Origin of the sequence: Vibrio sp. 1727, from assembly GCF_033344415.1 — a bacterium.
GTDB classification, from domain to species: domain Bacteria; phylum Pseudomonadota; class Gammaproteobacteria; order Enterobacterales; family Vibrionaceae; genus Vibrio; species Vibrio alginolyticus.
Genome location: NZ_JAWPOT010000001.1, coordinates 432,787 through 451,936, shown reverse-complemented (window position 1 = coordinate 451,936; position 19,150 = coordinate 432,787). Strand labels below are relative to the sequence as shown.

Below are 19,150 nucleotides of genomic sequence, written 5' to 3'. Positions count from 1 at the left end.
CACTGTAAATCTTGTTCTTGGAAAGCGCGATTAACGCACTTTCAATGTCGCAAGACCAATCAGAACAAGAACCATAGAAATAATCCAGAAGCGCACGATTACGCGAGGTTCTGGCCAACCTTTCAATTCGTAGTGGTGGTGAATTGGTGCCATACGGAAAATGCGCTGACCACGTAATTTGTAAGAACCTACCTGCAGGATGACTGATAGCGTTTCCATTACAAATACGCCACCCATGATCACCAACACCAACTCTTGACGAACTAGAACAGCAATGGTGCCCAATGCACCGCCAAGCGCTAGTGAGCCCACATCGCCCATGAACACTTGTGCTGGGTACGTGTTAAACCACAAGAAACCAAGGCCTGCACCTACGATTGCTGTACATACGACAACTAACTCAGAAGCATGTGGTAAGTATGGTATATGAAGGTATTCAGAGAAGTTAACGTTACCGGTCGCCCATGCAATAACCGCGAAGCCTGCTGCAACAAGAACCGTTGGCATGATTGCCAAACCGTCTAGACCATCAGTCAGGTTGACCGCGTTACTTGTACCTACAATGACAAAGTAAGTCAGAATGATATACATCAAACCAAGCTGCGGCATGATGTCTTTAAAGAATGGCACCACTAGCTGAGTTGCTGCTGTGTCTTTACCGTAAGCATACAATGCGAAAGCGACGACAAACGCGATCAACGACTGCCAGAAGTACTTCCAACGCGCGATCAAGCCATCGGTATTTTTGCGTACCACTTTACGATAATCATCAACAAATCCGACCGCACCGTAGCCAAGTAAGACTGTCAGTACCGCCCATACGTAAGGGTTGGATAAGTCTGTCCATAGCAAAATCGTGATTGAGATGGCCGCTAAGATCATGATACCGCCCATTGTTGGGGTACCACGCTTACTAAAGTGAGATTCAGGACCTTCGTTACGCACTACCTGACCAATTTGCAGCATTTGCAAACGCTTGATCATGATTGGTCCCATCCATAATGACAGACCTAGAGCGGTTAATACGCTTAGGATTGCTCGAAAAGACAAGTATTCAAACAATCGGAAAAAAGACAGGTATGGCTGTAGCAGCTCGGCAAGCCAAATAATCATTAATAATACTCCTTCAAAGCAGCAGCGACTTCAAACATACGTGCACCGTTCGCTCCTTTCACCAATATCGTATGGTTTTCAGGAACGGCTTGGTCTAGATGCTGCTTGATGTATTCAATCATCTCTTGGTGCGTCTCAAAATGAATGCCTTGGCAAAGATCACTGATCACCTTGGCGTCTGCACCATATGTGAGAACATGTTCAAATTTTTGTGGGGCAGCATGTTCCCCGACTTGACGATGAAGTGCAAGACTTTCCTCGCCCAATTCCGCCATATTACCTAAAATCAGCCAGCGTTGACCTGGGAAAGCGGCCAATAAATCAACTGCCGCTTTCATGGCTGGCACGCTCGCGTTGTAGCTGTCGTCAATCAATTTTATCTTTTCGCTCAGCGCTTCAACCTCGACGCGACCTTTCACTTTGTTCAAATGTTTAAGGCCAGCGCGAACCTCTTCTAATGTGGCGCCCATTTGTAACGCAATAATAGAAGCAGCGATGGCATTCGCAACGTTGTGTTGACCTATAATACCCAGAGACAGTTCAATTTCTTGTGAGCTTGCTGCGATATGTAAGTCAAAGCTTGCTTCACCTGCGGCGTTCAATACGATGTTAGAAGCGAAGAAGTCTGCATCAGTATTACTTTGTGAAAAAGTAATGACTTTCTTATCTGCTAACACTTCATCCCACTTGGCTTCACCATTGCTGTCTAGGTTAACAATCGCAATACCACCAGCTGAAAGGCCTTGGTAGATTTCACCTTTGGCTTGTTTCACGCCATCGATAGAACCAAAGCCTTCAAGGTGAGCGGCGGCTACATTGTTCACTAACGCGATATCTGGTTTTACTAACTGAGTCGTGTAAGCAATTTCACCTATATGGTTAGCACCAAGCTCAATCACGGCATAATCATCATCCTGCTGTGAGCGTAATAATGTCAACGGAACACCAATATCATTATTGAAGTTACCCGCCGTGAATAGCACTTTGCCTTTCAATTGCAGGATACTCGCAACCATTTCTTTTACGGTCGTTTTACCGCAACTTCCGGTGATGGCAACGGTAGGTGTTTGGCATGCTTGATGCGCCCAAGAAGCAAACTCACCCAATGCAAGTTTGGTATCCGACACCACAATTTGCGGCACATTCACATCTAAGCATTTTTCCACGAGTAAAGCACCGGCACCTGCATCTACCGCTTGTTGGCAAAAGTTGTGCGCATCAAAGCGCTCCCCTACTAACGCCACAAATAGAGCCCCACGCTCAATCGCTCGTGTATCAGTAGAAACCGCGTCGATAAATAGATCGTCGCCGAATCGCTCGCCACGAGTGATGTCTGCAATTTGAGATAACGTTACTTTGATCATGAGGTCAATCCTAAAAGTTGCATTGCGGACTCGCGGTCGGAGTAATGAATCGTTTCGCCATTACGAATCTGATAATCTTCATGACCCTTCCCAGCTAACAAGATAATGTCGTTTGGCGAAGCATTTTCAATGGCATAAGACAGTGCTTTGAAGCGGTCATGCTGAACAATCGCTTCAGCAGGTTTTGACAGCCCAGCTAACATGTCTTTCACAATCTGAACCGGGTCTTCGCTGCGTGGGTTATCGTCAGTCAACACCACTCTATCGCCTAGACGCTCTGCAATTTCCGCCATCATTGGGCGCTTACCTGCATCGCGATCGCCACCGCAGCCAAAAATAGCCCACAGCTGGCCTTCACAATGAACTCGTAAAGCTTGCAGCGCTTTTTCTAAAGCATCAGGAGTATGGGCATAATCAACCACGACTTTGGCACGATCCTCAGTTTGGAATAACTCCATTCGGCCGAGTACAGGTTTCAGTTGACCTGCGGTTTCGAGTAACGCTTGTTTCTCTTTACCTAAGCTTAATAAGGTCGCAAAAGCGAGCATTAAGTTGGTTGCATTAAACTCACCAATCAATGGCGCGTGCAATTCACCTGAGCCAAATTTACCATCGAACTTAATAGTAATCCCTGACTCCGCGTAACTGACTTCCGTCGCCCAAATTGCGCTTTCAAATTCAGTGTTCGGTTTGAGCGAAACAGCGACCGCATTACTTAACTGCGACGCCCATTGATGACCTACTTCATCATCAACATTGATAATGGCACGTTCACATTGGTGTTGCGTGAACAACCCAAGCTTTGCATTGGCATACTCTTCCATCGTGCCATGGTAATCAAGATGGTCACGACTTAAGTTAGTAAACACGCCCGCCGCAAATGATAATGCTTTGACACGACCTTGCGTCAGGCCATGGGAAGATACTTCTAGCGCGGTGTATGTGGCTTGTTGATTTGCGAGAGAGGAGAGCGTTTTCTGAATTTCAACGGCATTCCCCGTTGTATTCGCAGCTTGTTGCAAGTTATTGAGGAAGCCATTTCCTGTTGTTCCCATTACCGCCGCTTTATGGTCAAGCAGTTCTAGCCATTGCGCTATTAACTGGGTAATGGTGGTTTTGCCGTTGGTGCCGGTGACACCAATCAAATCCATATCAGGGTAAGCATAGATCTTTCCAGCAATTGCGGATAAACGTTGGTCCAACCTATCAATGTAAATGACGGGAACATCATCAATGATTTCCACCGTACCATGTGTTTTGACATCGCAGGCTTGCGCAAGGGCTGCATTTGCACCTTGCTCAATTGCAGAGGCAATGAATTTACGCCCATCCACAACATGGCCAATCACTGCTACAAACGTGGTTCCAGGTTGAACTCTTCGGCTGTCGAGCTCCAATTCAGAAACAAGAACGGACGATAAGCTAGGGCAATCCACCCAAGGGGAAAGCAGCACGTCCATACTGATGGCTTTAGTCATATTTGTTCTCCGAGCTTTGGCTCAGGTTTTCTTAATTTTGTTTGCTCAGTAAACCACAGGGCTTACTGTTGGAATTTGTTTTCGTCAGGTGCAACATTGAGTATTTGTAGCGCGCCTTTCATGATTTCAGAGAAGACAGGAGACGCTACCGAACCACCATAGTAGTCATCGCCTTGAGGCTCATTTACGATCACCACCAAAGCAATTCGCGGATCGCTAACCGGAGCAAGCCCAGCCGTGTAGGTGATGTACTCATCGCTGTACCCACCAGCAGAAGCTTTACGTGATGTACCCGTTTTCGCTCCCACTCGATAACCAGGAACTGCCGCTCTGCGAGCCGAGCCCCCTTTTTGAGTTACGGTTTCCAACATGTCTAATACTTGACGCGCATACTTCGCACTCACCACTTGACGTGACATGTCATGATCATTGCTTTCAATAATATGAATAGGCTCGTATTTGCCAAGGTTTCCAAGCGTCGCATAAGCATGGGCTAGCTGAATTGGTGTAATTGATAGACCGTAACCAAACGCAATCGTGGCACGCTCAATTGGCGACCAACGAGTTCGTGTAGGAAAAATACCCGTCACTTCCCCAACTAGGTTTAGGCCAGAAAGCTCACCAAAACCCACTGAACTGTACAGCCCAAGAAGCGCCTCTACCGGCATTTGCATTGCTAGCTTCGTCACACCGATATTACTCGACTTTTTAAGGATCGTGGTCAAGCTCGCTTTGCCTACGCGAGAGACATCTCTGACTCGACTACCACCTAAACGTAGGACACCATTACCGGTATCTACGATGGTATCTTTATCGGCTATCCCATTTTCTAAGGCGGCTAAAATAACGAAAGGCTTAATGGTCGAACCGGGCTCCATTGAGTCCGTGATCACTCGGTTACGCATTTGATAGCTTTGCCAATCGCTACGATTATTAGGGTTGTAAGAAGGAGCATTAACCATGGCCAATACGGCGCCCGTTTTTACATCCAACATGACAACGGAACCTGAAGTGGCGCGGTGGTCAGCAACGGCTTGCTTAATCGCACGATACGCAATCGCCTGTAGGCGTTGATCGATGGTTAACTGAAGTGATTTACCTTCTTGCTTGTCTTGCCAAGCAATGTTTTCCACAACACGACCATAACGGTCTTTACGAATAGTTTTCTTACCCGCCGCGCCAGTGAGCCACTCATCGTAGCTACGCTCCACACCTTCTAGGCCATGCCCGTCAATGCCTGTTACACCGACTAAGTGAGCACTAACCTCACCTGCAGGATAATAACGACGAGATTCCGACTTAAGGCCAACACCTGGCAGCTTTAGCTCACGAATATAGTTCGCCATGGCCGGACTGACCTGGCGCTGCAAGTAGATAAAGCGGCGTTTTTCATTGCGCTTGATTTTGTCTATTAACCCTTGTCGGTCAATACCAAGAACATCCGCTAATGCATGCCAACTTTTGGTCTGGCTTAACGCGTTTTCTTTAAATATCGTGGCAGGATCTGCCCAAACCGCCTCAACCGGTACACTGACAGCAAGCGGCTCACCATTTCGATCCGAAATAATACCGCGAGCAGAAGGAATGGATTTAACACGAACCGAACGTAGGTCACCTTGTTTAATCAGGTTATCTGGCTCAATGATTTGGATGTAGGCTACGCGTGCCACCAAAAGGGCAAATGCACAAAAAACAAAAAACAGTAATAGATGGAAGCGCCAACGAATCAAGAAAGATTCTTCGACCGCCACTTTCACTGCTTTGTTATCGGTTTTCTTATCCCCCGTAGCCGCTTTCTCTTTTGCTACAGGTTTACGCTTATTGGCTTGTTTCGTGTTGGATTTTTTTCTAATCATTTGAGCGTGACAACCACTTCTTTATCGCCATCAGGTCGTTTCATTTCAAGTTCTTTTTTGGCAAGGTCTTGAACACGACTGTGTTCCGCGAGGGCAGTTTCTTCCAACATTAAGTTACGCCATTCGCTATCTAACCGTTCTCGTTCAACCAACGTATGGTCTTTCTCGGTGATCGCTTGACGCGCATGGTGGGTAGCAAATACCACTCCCATTGCCGATGCCACGATCAATAGCAACAACAGTAATGGCCAGCGACCAACAGTGAGGAGATCTGTTGCAATCAACTTAGCAAGATTAGGAGTGGGTTTCGTCATAATAATTAAAGCTTTTCCGCAATTCTTAACACAGAGCTGCGCGAGCGAGGGTTCATTTCAATTTCTTGTTTGCTTGGCTTAATCGCTTTGCTCACCGCTTTCATATTCGCACTACCAAGAGCACGAATTTGCTCTTCCGTCATTGGAATACCGTGTGGCACTTCAGGCCCTTTGCTCTCTTTACGGATAAAACGTTTGACCATACGGTCTTCCAGAGAGTGGAAGCTAATCACAGATAAACGGCCTTCAGGAGCCAGAATGCTCGCCGCGCCTTTAAGTGCCGTATCAATTTCTTCTAACTCACTGTTGATGTAAATACGAAAAGCCTGGAAAGCACGAGTCGCAGGGTGTTTTTTCTCTTTAAAACTTTTCGGTGCGGCATCTGAAATCAATTTTGCCAGCTGACCAGTGCGAACCATTGGCTCATTTTCTTCGTCTTCACGGTAGGCAACAATCGCTTTTGCAATACGGCGCGCATGTTTATCTTCCCCAAACTCGCGAATGACCCAAGTGATATCATCGAGGTCTGCTTCCATCAACCATTGAGATACTGGAACACCTGATGTCGGGTCCATACGCATATCTAGCGGACCGTCTTTCATAAAGCTAAAGCCACGCTCTGCGTCGTCTAACTGAGGAGAAGAAACGCCTAAATCCAGCAGAACACCATCCACTTTTCCAACTAGCCCATACTCTTCAGCATACTCAGCAATACCAGAAAATGGACCATGAATAATGGTGAAGCGAGGGTCATTGATTTTGCCTGCCTCAGCGATCGCTTGAGGGTCACGGTCGATACTGTACAGTCGGCCATTTTCACCGAGTTTAGATAGAATTGTCCGGCTGTGACCGCCACGGCCAAATGTTCCATCAATATAGACGCCGTCTGGTTTGATAGCTAAGCCATCAATGGATTCATTTAATAACACGGAAATATGTTGGAAGGTTTCGGTCATAGCTTTCTCGTTGAATGATCTTGAAGCGATTCTTTAGTGTACTGATTTCCTACATCATCGCCACCACAAGTCTAAAGTTAGACGTGATTTACGCCAAGTTTATTGGTAATGACATAGTTTGCGTCAATTAAATGCAAAAAACCCATCACTACCGAAGTAGAGATGGGTCTCGAATAGGTGGAGCCGACACATAAGCCGGGTTCTGTTCCGCTTGCGCGGCGGTAGCCATTCGTCTAGGCCAGCAATCACTCACTGGCTCGAGCAACCTACCCGCCTCCTTACGCGAGCAACGCAATGTGGAGGCCTATTTGGTCTTGCTTCAGGTGGAGTTTACCCTGCTACGAACTATTGCTAGTCGTCCGGTGCGCTCTTACCGCACCCTTTCACCCTTACCTGTACCCTTACGGGCCATCGGCGGTCTTCTCTCTGCTGCACTTGTCGTAGGCTTGCGCCTCCCAGGCGTTACCTGGCACCTTGCTCTATGAAGCCCGGACTTTCCTCCCCTTTGTCAGTCTCCCGAAGGACGTCAACGTCAGTCTCCCAAAGGGACTTCGACGTCAGTCTCCCGAAGGACATCAACAAAGCAGCGACTACCCAGTCAGCTCCGAGGGCGGATTGTATAGAGTTCTCACTTCAGAGTCTAGTTAGATCACAGATATGATGAAATGAATGCACTAAGTGATGACTTTTTAGTCAGTGCGCCAAAAATAGATAATAAAAAGGCCGATTCCTAAACATCAGCCCTCATTGACCATTTATCTCGCTAGCGGCACTTAGTCTAAGTTTTCTAAGCCCCATTTATATAGCGCATTCTTCTTCAAGTTATGTATTTCTGCCACCAAAGCAGCTGCTTTTTTCAAAGGCAGCTCTTTGGTCAAAATCCCTAACGTGCGTAAAGCATCTTCAGGTAGTGAGTCGTCTGTTGTTTCACGATGGCCATGTACCAACAATACCATTTCACCACGCTGTTGGTTATCGTCACTTTTCACCCATTCAATCAGCTCACCTAACGGCATGCCTTGAATGGTTTCAAAGGTTTTTGTTAGCTCTCTTGCCAACACAACTTCTCTATCTGGGCCAAGAACGTCTAACATGTCTTGTAGAGAGTCTAAAATACGGTGCGGTGACTCGTAAAAAATACACGTACGCTCTACCGAAGCAATCTCTAGGAATTTATCCTTACGACCTTTGCTTTTCGGTGGTAAAAAACCTTCGAAGCTAAAGCGATCAGATGGCAAGCCAGAGGCACTTAACGCCGTAATGACCGCACAGGCACCTGGAAGAGGCACAACTCTAACGCCCGCTTGACGACATTTTGTCACCAAATGGTATCCTGGGTCGCTGATAAGTGGCGTACCAGCGTCAGAAACTAATGCGATAGACTGACCGGAAAGCAGCTTTTCTACCAAAACTTGTGCTTTTTGCTGCTCATTGTGGTCATGTAGAGCAAAAGTTTTGGTTTGAATATTGAAGTGAGACAGTAATTTGCCCGTATGTCGAGTATCCTCAGCGGCAATGATGTCCACAGTCGACAGAATTTCGATAGCACGTTGGGTGATATCCGCTAAATTTCCGATTGGAGTCGGTACGATATAGAGAGTTGGCCCCTCATTCGGCAACTTATTTTTATCTGTCATTTGTTTACCATCACTTCAACGATTAATATAGAGACAATTTTGTACAAAATTATAGAGAACTCACGGCAATGATTAACCATAAGAGACTCAGTGTACCACGCATACTTACTCCTGTTGCACTAGCAATTACGCTCGCCGCCTGTTCTTCAGGTCCAAGACAGCCTGATGGCGTTGATGTAACACTTGAGCCTACTCAGTCTGTTCAGAACTATATGATCCAAGCTGATAGCACGGAAGGCAGTTTACAAAATGACTGGTTGATCATGGCAACCAAAGCCGCGATTCAAGCAAACCAGTTTGATCAAGCAGAAATGTTGATCAAGCGCCTGGCTCGTCAACAGTTAACCGAAGTTCAGCAAGCAGAGTGGCAACTAGCGCGTGCGACCATACAGCAAAAACAGGGTAATTACTCTCAGTTGCTGCAATTGTTGAATTTTAAACCTTGGTGGAAGTTGCCAAATGAGCAATGGAAAGACTATTACTTGATGCGTGCCGACGCTTATCAAGGTCTTAACCAAGCGTTTGAGGCAAACCGCCAACTGGTTGCATTTGGCCAATATGCATCGTCCGCAGAGCAGAGAGAGATTTCTAGCCGTATTTGGATGAACTTTGGCAGCTACTCCGAGTACGAACTGACCTCATTAGAAACAGAGCCAAATGAAGATGTTTTAGATGGTTGGCTACAACTCGCTATTTATGCGAAAACGCTGTCGGGCAACTTATCCCAACTAAAAAATACCCTAGAACGCTGGTTAAACGAGAACCCATCTCACCCAGCCGCTATCTACACACCAGAAGAGATTCAAAACATTCTCTCTCTAGACATAGTTAAACCAAACAACACCGCTTTGTTACTGCCGCTTACTGGTAAATTCTCGCCACAAGCGCAATTAATTCGTGATGGTTTTGTGTTTGCGATGATGAATGATCGTAACCGTGATCCAAGCGCTACCCTCACGGTAATAGACACTAATGCGTATAACGCCGACCAAATTAAACAACGTTTGATCAATGAAAACATCGACTTTGTTGTTGGTCCCCTAGAAAAAGAAAACGTTGAGCTATTGCACACAACCATGGATGGCTCAGAAAATGGTCCTACGATTCCAGCCCTTGCGCTAAATATTCCCGAAGATGTGCAACCAGATAGCAATATTTGCTACTTGGCATTATCACCAGAACAAGAAGCCGCACAGGCAGCGAAACACTTGTTCAGCGAAGGCTATAACTTCCCTCTGATTCTGGCACCAAAGGGCAGCTTTGGTGAGCGTGTAACTGAAGCGTTCAACAAAGAATGGCGCAAGTACAGCTCTAATAAAGTCGCAGCAAGTTATTTTGGCGACAAGCGCCAACTTCAAAAAGACATCAATGAAGTATTTGGTCTGCAAGAAAGCAAACAACGTATTGCTCAGATGCAATCACTAATGCGTATCAAGCTTGAAACACAGCCACGTAGCCGTCGTGATGTCGATGCGGTTTATATTGTTGCTAGAAGCACGGAACTGACTTTGATCAAGCCGTTTATTGAGGTAGCGATTAACCCAGACGCCAAAGCACCACAAATTTTCTCTAGCTCGCGTAGCAACAGTGGCGGCGCGACTTACGAAGATCTAACAGGCATCATCTACAGCGATATCCCATTACTGATTGACCCAGACCCTAGCGTGACCGCTGAAATGAACGAGCTGTGGTCAGAGCAATCTAACATGGAAAAACGTTTGAAAGCACTGGGTATGGATGCGTATAAATTGATTGGGGAGCTGCCACAAATGAAGGTCGTTCCGGGCTACTCAGTTGGCGGCCAAACCGGTATTTTAAGTATCGACAATAATTGTGTTGTACAGCGTGAGCTAAGCTGGGCTGAGCGTGGGGCTCTTTAGTAAGCGCCAAATCGGAAATCAATATGAAGCTCTGGCGAAGCAGTATTTACAACGCCAGGGCTTAAACTTAATTGAACAAAATTTTCTGACTAAGGTCGGTGAGATTGATTTAATCTTCCAACAAGGTGAAACTATTGTGTTTGTTGAAGTCAAATACCGTAAGAACAATCACTTTGGCTCGGCAGCAGAAATGGTGACGCACGCTAAAATGCGCAAGCTAGTCAAAACCGCACAAGTTTGGCTTAGCCAACAAAAGCGCTTAAAACACAATATCGATTATCGATTTGATGTCATCGCCATTCATGATAATGGGCGAGATATCAACTGGATAGAAAACGCAATCTCTGAAGGATAAGCGATGCTAGACAGCATTAAAGACAGCTTTACAGAAAGTATTCAAATTCAAATCGCAGCAGCAGAGGCGCTGCCTGATGCCATTACTCATGCAGCTCAAGCGATGGTGTCGAGCCTGCTTAATGGCAATAAAATTTTATGTTGTGGTAATGGCGGCAGTGCTTCAAACGCTCAACAATTTGTTTCTTGTCTTTTAAACCGTTTTGAAACTGAGCGCCCTAGCCTACCAGCAATGGCCTTAACCGCCGATAATACCACCCTAACCGCAGTGGCCAACGATTACCACTACCAGGAAATCTTCTCAAAACAGGTACGAGCGTTTGGTCAACCAGGCGACATTTTGCTTGCCATGTCGACTAGCGGTAACAGTAAAAATATTATCAAAGCGATGGAAGCAGCCGTAACTCGAGACATGACGATTATCGCGCTAACAGGAAAAGATGGCGGAGAGATGGCAGGGCTGCTCGGTGAGAACGACGTCGAAATTCGTATTCCATCACACCGCACTGCACGTATTCACGAAGTACATATGGTAACACTCCATTGTCTTTGTGATCTTATTGACCAGGTGCTTTTCCCTGCTCACGAAGAGTAACCAAGACTGAGAGTCAGAATTATGATACGTAGCCTTGTTATCTTATTAACAGCATTGAGTTTAAGTGGTTGCGCAGGTTTGTTTATCGCAGGTGCAGCAACCACAGCGAATATTGTCACGGACACACGCACGACAAAACAAATCTGGCAGGACAATAACATCGAGTTCGAAGTTGCGGCGATCGGCAATAAAGCACCGTTTAAAGGTGAAGTTCGTGTCGTTGCCAGTTCATATAATGGGACTGTAGTCCTTATGGGACAGGCTCCGACACAAGACCTTATCCTTGCTTTAGAGCGAAGAGCTAGAGAAGTTAGTGGTGTAAAAGTCATACACAATCAAATCAAACAAAAAGAGCCACTCACTGTTACCCAGATTAGCAATGACAGCTGGATCACAACCAAAGTAAAGTCAGCTTTGCTTACTGATTCTGAGCTTAATGGTGTTAAGGTTAAAGTGATCACCGAAGATGGCGACGTTTTTCTGTTTGGTTATGTCACGCCAGAGCAAAGCGATCGAGCGACAGAAATCGCGCGTAATATCTCAGGCGTAAAACAAGTCATTAAAGGGTTCCAATACGGCGAAATGGAGCCTGTTGAAGTAGACTTACCGAGTGACGGTGTACAAACAATAGAAAGTGAGGCAAGCACAGAAAGTGAAGAGAACGTCGAAGTCTTTACGATTAGTGAGTAATTTCCAAAGTCTGGCTTGAAATCATCTTCAACAAGTTAAAAAGAAAAAAGCAGCGTTACGCTGCTTTTTTATTATTTAATCACTCTTAAGCTTGGTTTGCCTTTTGGTCGAGGAGCATCGTCCTCTTCGGCATCTGAATCAGAAACTAACTCAGAAGGCTCATCACTAACCGTTGTAAACGATGGGGATGATTCTTCCTCGGTCATCGCTTCTTCTTCGATGTGAGTGTACGCTTCTTCTGGTTCAAACATAGTACCAGCACCATTCTCACGTGCATAAATAGCTTGAACAGCATACACAGGCACGATCACTGAGTGCGGACGACCGCTAAAGCGAGCATGGAAGGTAATCGCATCATTACCTAACTCAAGATTACCCACTGCACGTGGCGCAATATTCAAAATAATTTGACCATCTTGAATAAATTCAACCGGGACACGCACCCCTGGCATTGTTGCATCCACAACCAAGTGAGGAGTCAAGTCATTGTCTACTAACCAGTCGTAAAATGCGCGAAGCATATACGGGCGGCGAGCAGTCATTTTTGCAATATCCATAACGTGTTTTAAATCGCTTAGCGAACTAGGCGCATTTCACGTTCAGCTTCAGTCAAAGAAGCAAGGAACGAATCACGTTCAAATACGCGGTTCATGTATACCTTGATTTCTTTTGAACCAGGGCCAACAAGATCGATACCAAGTTGAGGCAAACGCCACAATAGTGGAGCTAGGTAACAATCGATCAAGCTGAATTCTTCGCTCATGAAGTACTCATATTCAGCAAAAATTGGCGCTAACGTCAGAAGATCATTACGCAGCTTTGTGCGTGCTTTTTCTGATTCTTCCGCATTACCTTTCATCACTTTTTCAGCGAGTGAATACCAGTTGCGTTCGATACGGTACATCATCAAGCGGCTGTTGCCACGAGCAACAGGGTAAACCGGCATTAGAGGTGGATGAGGGAAACGCTCGTCCAAGTACTCCATGATGATTTTTGAATCGTAAAGAGCTAGCTCACGGTCAACAAGAGTTGGCACTGATTTATATGGGTTTAGCTCAACAAGCTCAGCAGGAAGGTTTGCTTCGTCAACAAGCTCAACTTCAACACTTACGCCTTTTTCAGCTAGTACAATGCGAACCTGATGGCTATACAAATCTGATGCACTTGAGAAAAGAGTCATCACAGAACGTTTATTGGCAGCTACAGCCATGGAGCCCTCCAGTACACTTACAAATAAAAACAATGGAGGCTAAGCCTCCATTGTACATCAATTAAAATTGGGAATTAGCACGGTATTTTAGCACAATTAATGCACATCGCGCCAATACTCTTTCTTGAGCATCACAACAACGATGGTTAGAAGCACTAAGAAGCCCATTACCCACCAGCCTAAAGCATGACGCTCAAGCTGCACTGGGTCACCTGAATAAACTAAGAAGTTAACGAGATCGCCAACCGCTTTGTCATATTCGCCTTCACTCAGCTCACCCGTGCCATCGGTTTCAGTACCAACAACAACTTGTACTTCTTCGCCATCTACGATTTTCGTATCGTAAATCGGCGTCGGGATGCCCTGTAGCTCTTCAAGTACATGCGGCATACCAACACTCGGGAAGACGATGTTGTTCACGCCGAATGGACGAGATGGATCAACATAGAAAGAGCGTAAGTAAGTGTATAACCAATCAGCACCACGAACTCGTGCAACCAACGTAAGATCTGGTGGTGGAGCACCAAACCAGTTTGCCGCTTGCTTCGGTGGCATAGCATTGACCATTAGATCACCGATTTTCGCTTCAGGATTGAAAATCAGGTTTTCTTTCATTAAGTCTGTTGGAATTTCCAAGTCTGTTGCTACACGCTCGTAACGCTGGTATTGCGTAGAGTGACAAGCAAAACAGTAGTTCATGAACAACTTCGCGCCGTTTTGTAGCGAAGCTTTATCCGTAAGGTCAACATTCGCTTTATCCAGCGGAACATTGGCCCCAGCTGCCATCGCTAGTGATGGCAACATAGCAAATAGAATTACAATCCACTTCTTCATTTGAATGTCACCCTCTCTGGTAATGGTTTGGTTGCTTCATTTTTGCTGTAGAAGAACAGCAACACAAAGAACATGAAGTAACACAAGCTAAAGATCTGAGATAGTAGTGTGTACGTTGGTGTCGCAGGTAACGCACCTAAAATACCCAGAGCGATAAAGGCGATAGTGAACTGTACAATATTCAATAGATGAAGTTTGCTACGGTAACGGTATGAACGAACTTTACAACGATCCAACCAAGGTAGAACAAACAGCACTGCAATTGACGCGCCCATTAGGATAACACCTAATAGTTTGTCTGGAACCGCACGTAAGATTGCGTAGAACGGCGTGAAGTACCATACCGGAGCAATATGCTCTGGTGTCTTCAGTGGGTTTGCAGCTTCAAAGTTAGGCGGCTCAAGGAAGTACCCACCCATTTCTGGGTTAAAGAACAGCACGTAACAGAAGAAGAACAAGAAACCAGCGACACCGACCAAGTCCTTAACCGTGCCGTACGGATGGAAAGGAATCGAATCAATGATGTCATATTTCTTCGTATAGTAATCGTGGAACTTGAATTGCGTTTTGTAATCGTCGCCCATTGAGCCTTTTGGCAGCTTAGTTTCGATACCATCCGGGTTGTTTGAGCCTACTTCGTGCAGCGCCAATACGTGCAGAACAACAAGAAGAAGCAAAACAATAGGCAGGGCAATAACGTGTAGTGCGAAGAAACGGTTTAGCGTTGCACCAGAGATGATGTAGTCACCACGAATCCAAAGCGTTAGGTCATCACCGATAACAGGAATAGCACCAAACAGGGAAATGATTACCTGTGCACCCCAGTATGACATCTGACCCCATGGAAGTAGGTAACCCATGAACGCTTCAGCCATGAGAACAAGAAAGATCAACATACCGAAGATCCACAATAGTTCACGAGGTTTTTGGTATGAACCGTAGATCAAACCACGGAACATGTGAAGATACACAACAACGAAAAACGCTGACGCGCCAGTGGAATGCATGTAACGCAGAAGCCAACCGTACTCTACATCACGCATAATGTATTCGATAGACGCAAATGCACCGTCACCTGAAGGAACATAGTTCATCGTTAGCCAAATACCCGTTAGGATTTGGTTAACAAGAACCAGCATCGCCAGAGAACCGAAAAGGTACCAAAAGTTGAAGTTCTTAGGCATTGGGTATTCAGACAAATGCTTTTTATAAGCATTCATTGCAGGAATACGCTTTTCAACCCAATCTAACATTGCTTGCATTATGCATCTCCCTCATCAACACCCACAATGAGCTTGGTATCGCTCAAATACATGTGCTTAGGAACGACAAGGTTCAACGGAGCAGGTACTCCTTGGAACACTCGACCAGCCATGTCGAACTTAGAACCATGACAAGGACAGAAGAAGCCAGATCTTACGCCCTGCACCTGCTCTGAGAAAGAGTCAGGTAGATAGGTTGGTGAACAACCTAAGTGGGTACAGAAACCAACTGCGACGAAAAACTCTTCCTTAATCGAACGAAACTCATTCTGAGCGTACTCAGGCTGCTGCTCCATTTCAGATTGTGGATCGCGAAGCTTATCACCGATCGATTTTAAGTTATCCAGAACGCTTTGAGTGCGGCGAACAATCCATACAGGTTTTCCCTGCCACTCAACACGAACCAGCTGACCTGGTTCAATTTTACTTATATCCACTTCCACCGGTGCGCCCGCCGCTTTGGCTTTAGCACTCGGATTCCATGATTTGATAAAAGGCACGGCGACGGCGACTGCCCCTAACCCACCAACAACTGCCGTTGTAGCGGTTAGAAAACGCCTGCGACCGTTATTTAAAGGCGCGTTGCTCATCCAAACATTCTCCCATTTGCTCCCTTTGGATCGTTATTATTCCGCTTATAAGAGCATGGCTAACAAATAATGAATTTAGTTCTATTTATTGGAGGGAAATGATAAAGAAAACCCTACTTTTTGACAAGATAAAGCTACCTTTTTGTAACATTTGTGAGGCAAATCGCTCGCGTCGTCACAAAAGCGGCAGAATTATAAAAAATTGATGTGATTTGTAACAAGAAAGCACCACATAGAAGCCCCGCTGAAAGCAGATAAAACCTTTTATCTTGGTAGTTTTCAGTTAATTACACAGAGAAATATTTCGTATTACGCGTTCAGCTTACTGTGTTTATATTTTCAATTTTGTAGCACGCAGAATGCTCAAAAAGGAGCGTAAGTCATTTTAAAAAATGTTACAGGAAGAATAAGATACAAAGACATTCTTGCTGATGAATACATCTATGCTGCATCGCAAGAGAAAGCGTGGTGAGTCGTGATTAAATAAGGCACAGATATAAAACGGCACTGGCAACCTTTCGACGAAGAGGACGAATAAGAAGGCCTGCTCGGAGTGTGATGATAAGTGAAGGCTGTTCGTTGCTTTAAATACAAAAAAGCCCGGCATAGAGCCGAGCTTTTGGTACACAGTTTCCAGAGTAACTCTGAAAGCATAATTCCCGATAAGAGGAAATTAACGCTTAGAGAACTGTGGACGACGACGTGCTTTACGTAGACCAACTTTCTTACGTTCAACGCAACGAGCGTCACGAGTAACGTAGCCAGCTGCGCGTAGAGCAGGACGTAGAGACTCATCGTATTCCATAAGCGCGCGAGTGATACCGTGACGGATAGCACCAGCTTGACCAGAAATACCGCCGCCTTTAACTGTTACGTAAAGGTCTAGCTTTTCAGTTAGTTCAACTAGCTCTAGAGGTTGTTGTACAACCATACGTGCTGTTGGACGACCGAAGTATTCGTCAAGGTTACGCTTGTTTACTACAATGTTACCGCTGCCTGGTTTAATGAAAACACGTGCAGCTGAGCTTTTGCGACGGCCAGTGCCGTAGTATTGATTCTCTGCCATTTTCGAAATCCCCAATTAGATGTCTAGTACTTGTGGTTGTTGAGCAACATGGTTGTGCTCAGCGCCCGCGTAAACTTTTAGCTTACGGTACATAGCACGGCCTAGAGGACCACGTGGAAGCATGCCTTTAACTGCAAGCTCAAGAGCCATCTCAGGTTTACGATCGATCAACTTTTCAAAAGTGATAGATTTTAGACCACCTGGGAATTCAGAGTGACGGTAGTACACTTTGTTCTTAGCTTTGTTACCAGTTACAGCAACTTTCTCAGCGTTGATAACGATGATGTAATCACCAGTGTCAACGTGAGGAGTGTATTCAGCTTTATGTTTGCCACGTAGGCGAGATGCAATTTCACTTGCTAGACGGCCAAGAGTTTTACCTTCAGCGTCTACAACGTACCAGTCGCGTTTTACAGTTTCTGGTTTAGCAACGAAAGTTTTCATGCTAACAATAACCCGTTAATTAAATTTTAAACTTTAAAGGAACACCCAATAGTGCTCCCACACTGTCTAAGAGCCCAGTCATCACCCCTTCGAGTCGTTGGTACTCTCGACCTTCAATTTCGAAATAACTTCGATAATCAGGTCTGCAGTAACGGTGGGTCGCAGGATTATAGAGAAGAGCGAAGAAAAAATCACCTTTTTTTGCGCCAAATCACTAATTTTTTCTTCACTTTTTTAAGAACCCATTGGATCTAGGCCAAATGTTCACGCGCGAGATACTCATGACTTTGCATCTCAGTAAGCCGAGACAAACAGCGCTTAAATTCGAACTCTAACTGCCCGTCAGTATATAAGTCGGCCATTGGCACTTCAGCAGAAATAATCAACTTAACATTGCGCTCGTAAAACTCATCGACCAGCGCGATAAAGCGTCTCGCCGCATCATCTATTTTTCGGTTCATTTGTTGAACATCTGCCAGTAATACCGTGTGGTAAATACGAGACAATTCAATGTAGTCATTTTGACTGCGAGCAGTTTGACACAACTGAGCAAACGACGCATGCAGCACCCCGTCGCTTGCTTCAATCACCGCTAGTTGACGGTGGTTAACTTCGATTTGATGAGCAACAAACTGACGCTCTCCAGTCAGCTGCTGATAATATTTGTTAAGGTTTATGCTAGCCTGCTCATCAAGCGGGTAATGGTATATTTCAGCCTGTTCTAACGTTCTTAAGCGATAATCAACGCCACTATCGACATTCAACACTTCACAACGTGCCAAAATCATATCGATCGCGGGCAAAAAGCGCGCTCTTTGCAAACCGTTACGATATAAGTTCTGCGGCTCAATGTTTGAAGTCGCGACTAGGATCATCTGCCGCTTGAACATTTCTTGAAGTAGCGTTGCAAGGATCATCGCATCAGTAATGTCGGAAACAAAAAATTCATCAAAGCAAACCACATCGGCTTCTTCTTTAAATTTATCCGCCACTTTTGATAGCGGATTTTCGACATCACCTAACAGCTTCAACTCATCATGTACTCGATACATAAATCGATGGAAGTGGACGCGCATTTTTCTTTGGGTCGGTAAAGCATCAAAAAATGCATCCATAAGGTAGGTTTTACCGCGACCTACCCCACCCCAAAAGTAAAGACCTTTTGGTGGTTCAGGCTTGTCGATTTTTTTCCCCATTAGCTTTTGCCATTTGGAAAGCTGAGGCACAGGCGCTGACTGAAATTCAACGATAGCATGGTAAAGCTTGTCTAATGCAACGACCGCTTGATACTGAGCTTCATCACGCTGAAACCCGTGTTCTGCTATGTCTTTTTGATATTGTTGTAGTGGTGTCATCGTATTAAGTCGTATAGAGGTATAGAGAAAAGGGTTACCTCGGGGTCAACTTTGAGAATAGAGAGAAGTAGTTATCAGTCCCCGAAGACATACTGCTATTTTTCTTTATCGGCTGTTCAAGCCATAGTAACATGGACGAGCACCGCGTGTAA

Annotated in this window: 19 protein-coding genes and 1 other RNA gene; 4 read left to right on the top strand and 16 right to left on the bottom strand. The window is 45.4% G+C overall.

What is annotated here, in order from left to right:
• Positions 1–30: 30 nt before the first annotated feature.
• The 8 genes from mraY to rsmI form a co-directional block, all read right to left on the bottom strand.
• Positions 31–1,113, bottom strand: coding sequence for a phospho-N-acetylmuramoyl-pentapeptide-transferase (gene mraY / locus R8O10_RS02135; RefSeq protein ID WP_005372931.1), 1,083 nt, complete (start codon positions 1,111–1,113; stop codon positions 31–33).
• A complete protein-coding gene (locus R8O10_RS02130) occupies positions 1,113–2,477 on the bottom strand; it encodes a UDP-N-acetylmuramoyl-tripeptide--D-alanyl-D-alanine ligase (protein ID WP_064368981.1) in 1,365 nt (454 codons plus the stop codon). The genes mraY and R8O10_RS02130 overlap by 1 nt, the downstream gene beginning before the upstream one ends.
• Positions 2,474–3,955: a UDP-N-acetylmuramoyl-L-alanyl-D-glutamate--2,6-diaminopimelate ligase gene (gene murE, locus R8O10_RS02125; RefSeq protein ID WP_064368980.1), complete on the bottom strand. Its 1,482-nt coding sequence runs from the start codon at positions 3,953–3,955 to the stop codon at positions 2,474–2,476. The genes R8O10_RS02130 and murE overlap by 4 nt, the downstream gene beginning before the upstream one ends.
• Positions 3,956–4,017: 62 nt before the next feature.
• Complete coding sequence (locus R8O10_RS02120; protein ID WP_086046525.1) at positions 4,018–5,811, bottom strand: penicillin-binding transpeptidase domain-containing protein; 1,794 nt, start codon at positions 5,809–5,811, stop codon at positions 4,018–4,020.
• Positions 5,808–6,125, bottom strand: coding sequence for a cell division protein FtsL (ftsL, locus tag R8O10_RS02115; protein WP_005387405.1), 318 nt, complete (start codon positions 6,123–6,125; stop codon positions 5,808–5,810). The genes R8O10_RS02120 and ftsL overlap by 4 nt, the downstream gene beginning before the upstream one ends.
• A gap of 5 nt (positions 6,126–6,130) precedes the next feature.
• Positions 6,131–7,081: a 16S rRNA (cytosine(1402)-N(4))-methyltransferase RsmH gene (gene rsmH, locus R8O10_RS02110; protein WP_005372918.1), complete on the bottom strand. Its 951-nt coding sequence runs from the start codon at positions 7,079–7,081 to the stop codon at positions 6,131–6,133.
• A gap of 175 nt (positions 7,082–7,256) precedes the next feature.
• Positions 7,257–7,687, bottom strand: an RNA gene (rnpB, locus tag R8O10_RS02105) — RNase P RNA component class A.
• A gap of 167 nt (positions 7,688–7,854) precedes the next feature.
• A complete protein-coding gene (gene rsmI / locus R8O10_RS02100; RefSeq protein WP_005372907.1) occupies positions 7,855–8,718 on the bottom strand; it encodes a 16S rRNA (cytidine(1402)-2'-O)-methyltransferase in 864 nt (287 codons plus the stop codon).
• Positions 8,719–8,786: 68 nt separating this feature from the next.
• Here rsmI and R8O10_RS02095 point away from each other — a divergent pair, with 68 nt between their 5' ends.
• The 4 genes from R8O10_RS02095 to R8O10_RS02080 are packed head-to-tail and all read left to right on the top strand — an operon-like array spanning position 8,787 to position 12,237.
• Complete coding sequence (locus R8O10_RS02095) at positions 8,787–10,598, top strand: penicillin-binding protein activator (RefSeq protein ID WP_005372905.1); 1,812 nt, start codon at positions 8,787–8,789, stop codon at positions 10,596–10,598.
• On the top strand, positions 10,585–10,953 hold the full coding sequence (locus R8O10_RS02090; RefSeq protein ID WP_206949599.1) for a YraN family protein: 369 nt from the start codon (positions 10,585–10,587) through the stop codon (positions 10,951–10,953). The genes R8O10_RS02095 and R8O10_RS02090 overlap by 14 nt, the downstream gene beginning before the upstream one ends.
• 3 nt (positions 10,954–10,956) lie before the next feature.
• Positions 10,957–11,547, top strand: coding sequence for a phosphoheptose isomerase (locus R8O10_RS02085; protein ID WP_005372901.1), 591 nt, complete (start codon positions 10,957–10,959; stop codon positions 11,545–11,547).
• Between the two features lie 21 nt (positions 11,548–11,568).
• On the top strand, positions 11,569–12,237 hold the full coding sequence (locus R8O10_RS02080) for a BON domain-containing protein (RefSeq protein ID WP_053304335.1): 669 nt from the start codon (positions 11,569–11,571) through the stop codon (positions 12,235–12,237).
• A gap of 71 nt (positions 12,238–12,308) precedes the next feature.
• Here R8O10_RS02080 and sspB read toward each other — a convergent pair whose 3' ends face one another.
• From sspB to zapE, 8 genes are all read right to left on the bottom strand, one after another.
• On the bottom strand, positions 12,309–12,794 hold the full coding sequence (gene sspB / locus R8O10_RS02075) for a ClpXP protease specificity-enhancing factor (RefSeq protein ID WP_005387408.1): 486 nt from the start codon (positions 12,792–12,794) through the stop codon (positions 12,309–12,311).
• 17 nt (positions 12,795–12,811) lie between these two features.
• Complete coding sequence (gene sspA / locus R8O10_RS02070) at positions 12,812–13,447, bottom strand: stringent starvation protein SspA (protein WP_005372897.1); 636 nt, start codon at positions 13,445–13,447, stop codon at positions 12,812–12,814.
• A 96-nt stretch (positions 13,448–13,543) separates the two neighbouring features.
• The gene (locus R8O10_RS02065; protein WP_005372881.1) at positions 13,544–14,281 is read right to left on the bottom strand and encodes a cytochrome c1; all 738 of its coding nucleotides are present in this window, start codon (positions 14,279–14,281) and stop codon (positions 13,544–13,546) included.
• A complete protein-coding gene (locus R8O10_RS02060) occupies positions 14,278–15,543 on the bottom strand; it encodes a cytochrome b (RefSeq protein WP_005372880.1) in 1,266 nt (421 codons plus the stop codon). The genes R8O10_RS02065 and R8O10_RS02060 overlap by 4 nt, the downstream gene beginning before the upstream one ends.
• The gene (petA, locus tag R8O10_RS02055; protein ID WP_005372877.1) at positions 15,543–16,133 is read right to left on the bottom strand and encodes a ubiquinol-cytochrome c reductase iron-sulfur subunit; all 591 of its coding nucleotides are present in this window, start codon (positions 16,131–16,133) and stop codon (positions 15,543–15,545) included. The genes R8O10_RS02060 and petA overlap by 1 nt, the downstream gene beginning before the upstream one ends.
• Before the next feature lie 673 nt (positions 16,134–16,806).
• Positions 16,807–17,199 carry a 30S ribosomal protein S9 gene (gene rpsI, locus R8O10_RS02050; protein ID WP_005372876.1) on the bottom strand — a complete coding sequence of 131 codons (393 nt, stop codon included), beginning with the start codon at positions 17,197–17,199 and terminating at the stop codon, positions 16,807–16,809.
• A gap of 15 nt (positions 17,200–17,214) precedes the next feature.
• The gene (gene rplM / locus R8O10_RS02045; RefSeq protein WP_005372872.1) at positions 17,215–17,643 is read right to left on the bottom strand and encodes a 50S ribosomal protein L13; all 429 of its coding nucleotides are present in this window, start codon (positions 17,641–17,643) and stop codon (positions 17,215–17,217) included.
• A gap of 251 nt (positions 17,644–17,894) precedes the next feature.
• Complete coding sequence (gene zapE, locus R8O10_RS02040) at positions 17,895–18,998, bottom strand: cell division protein ZapE (protein ID WP_005387411.1); 1,104 nt, start codon at positions 18,996–18,998, stop codon at positions 17,895–17,897.
• Positions 18,999–19,150 lie beyond the last annotated feature (152 nt).